Origin of the sequence: Micromonospora sp. (genome assembly GCF_048594385.1) — a bacterium.
In the GTDB taxonomy this organism is placed as follows: Bacteria; Actinomycetota; Actinomycetes; order Mycobacteriales; family Micromonosporaceae; genus Micromonospora; species Micromonospora wenchangensis.
This window is the reverse complement of record NZ_JBMDWU010000195.1, coordinates 1-1,845: the sequence shown is the minus strand read 5'-3', so window position 1 is coordinate 1,845 and position 1,845 is coordinate 1. Positions and strand designations below refer to the sequence as shown.

Annotated in this window: 3 protein-coding genes and 1 pseudogene; 2 read left to right on the top strand and 2 right to left on the bottom strand. The window is 70.6% G+C overall.

Annotated features, from left to right (window positions below; genetic code table 11):
• A pseudogene (locus ACOJTC_RS10490) lies at nucleotides 1-241 on the bottom strand (hypothetical protein); the annotation flags it as partial.
• On the bottom strand, nucleotides 238-471 hold the full coding sequence (locus tag ACOJTC_RS10485; RefSeq protein ID WP_364313455.1) for a hypothetical protein: 234 nt from the start codon (nucleotides 469-471) through the stop codon (nucleotides 238-240). The gene ACOJTC_RS10485 and the pseudogene ACOJTC_RS10490, both read right to left, overlap by 4 nt.
• A gap of 243 nt (nucleotides 472-714) precedes the next feature.
• On the opposite strand from ACOJTC_RS10485, the gene ACOJTC_RS10480 reads away from it, so the two are divergent.
• Nucleotides 715-1,596 (top strand): helix-turn-helix domain-containing protein, encoded by an 882-nt coding sequence (locus ACOJTC_RS10480; RefSeq protein ID WP_420116708.1) that lies wholly within the window; start codon nucleotides 715-717, stop codon nucleotides 1,594-1,596.
• Between the two features lie 4 nt (nucleotides 1,597-1,600).
• On the top strand, nucleotides 1,601-1,783 hold the full coding sequence (locus tag ACOJTC_RS10475; RefSeq protein WP_420116709.1) for a DUF397 domain-containing protein: 183 nt from the start codon (nucleotides 1,601-1,603) through the stop codon (nucleotides 1,781-1,783).
• Nucleotides 1,784-1,845 lie beyond the last annotated feature (62 nt).

Here is a 1,845-nt window from a genome sequence, read left to right as displayed (position 1 = left end):
CGGACCGACCGCGCAGCGCGGCCACCCGGACCAGGACGGTACGCGACCGTCCACCCTGCGCCTCCCCGCCGTCCGGGTGCAGGGGCACCCCGGTCAGCTCGACCCACTCCAGCCCGACACGGTCGAGGCCGGCCGGCGGCGCGGTGAGCCGCAGCCGCAACGGGCCGGTCCCGTAGCAGTAGTCGGCCTCGCCCACCGTGACCAGGTCGCCCACCGTCACCGTGCCGGCCGGCGTGGTCACCGGTGGCCGCCGTTCGCCCGGTAGGCCTGGCCACGGGTGATCAGGCCCGCCGCGCTCACCCAGTGCACGGCGGTGGGACCGTTCCACAGGTGGTGGCGCGGCGCGGGCAGCGTGGACGGTGGCGGTTCCCGCCGGGGTACGCCGGCCAGCCGGTCCGGGCACGGCCAGCGCAGGCCGCAGGTGCAGTACCGACCCCACCGCGACCAGTTCCGCCGATGCCGTGGCGACATGGGTACGGGTTTCGGCGATCGAAGCGTGCCGAGAATGTCCATCGTGCCTCCGGGGGTGCCGTCCGGGACCGGGGGCGGGAGTCGGGATGAGGCGTCGGAAGGACTCCCACCCCCGGCGACCGCCGCCCTGTTGCGGCTGGTCATCCACGATGGTCATTTCACTACTAGCCGAGCGCAATGTTTTGCTGAAGAATGCGAACCAAGGGATGAGGTGCATTACGCAGCGGCACCGGAGGAGATGACGTGGACGATTCGGGGAGCACCGTCCCGCGTAGACAGCTCGGCAGATACCTGAGAGAGCTTCGGGAAGGCGCGTATGTGACAGTGGCGGCGGCGGCCAAGGAACTCGAATGGTCGACGCCGCGCATCTGGCGTTACGAGACCGGTCAGGTCTCCATGCATCCGAACGACGTGGAGGCGATGTGCCGGGTGTACGGCGCGTCCCGGGAGACCATCGAGACGATGCGTGCCCTGGCCCGGGAGACCAAGGCGCACGGATGGTGGCACAGCTACGGCGAGGCGATCAAGGACTGGTTCAAGCTCTACGTGGGCCTGGAAGCCACCGCCACCAGGATTCGCAAGTACGAGGCAGACCTCGTGCCGGGCCTGTTGCAGACGGTCGAGTACATCCACGAACTCATCTCGATCGACCAGCCGGATCTGCCAGCGGCAGATCGGAACGCAAAGGTGGAGGTTCGACTCCGGAGGCAGCGCCTGTTGGCGCGGGCGGTGCCACGCCCACCGCAGCTCGACGTGATTCTCAGTGAGGCGGTGCTGCGCCGGCCGCTGCGGGACCGGGCGGCGATGGTCCGTCAGCTCGACGCGCTGGTCACGATGAGTCGGCAACACAACATCCGGCTGCGCGTGCTGCCGCTGGCGGCCGGGCTGGTCCGCTGGGCGCAGGCGGGCACCTTCACCATGCTCGACTTCCCGACCGACGTGCGCGACCCGGAGCCGACCACCATCTACATGGACGGCCCGTGCGGTGCGGTCTACCTTGACAAGGCCCACGAGATCCAGACCTATGAGGAAGCCTGGCGCTCGCTCGGTGAGCGGGCGCTCGACGAGGACGAGAGCCGCGAGTTGATCGTGGCGACGGCGAAGGAGATGGCCGATGAGACGTGACGGGGTGTGGCGGACGTCGTCCCGGTCCGGCAGCGAGGGCGACTGCGTCGAGGTGGCGGCGTTCACCGACGCGGTCGCGGTACGGGACAGCAAGGACCGGCCCGGCCCGGTGCTGACCTTTCCGCCCGCCGCCTGGACCGGCTTCGTCGCGGCGGCCAGCTCGGGTGAGCTCAGGAGTCGCCGGTAACGGAGCTGTCCACCCGGGCCCCCGGCGCGGGGGACCCGAGGACAGCCCCCCCGGGGGTGCGG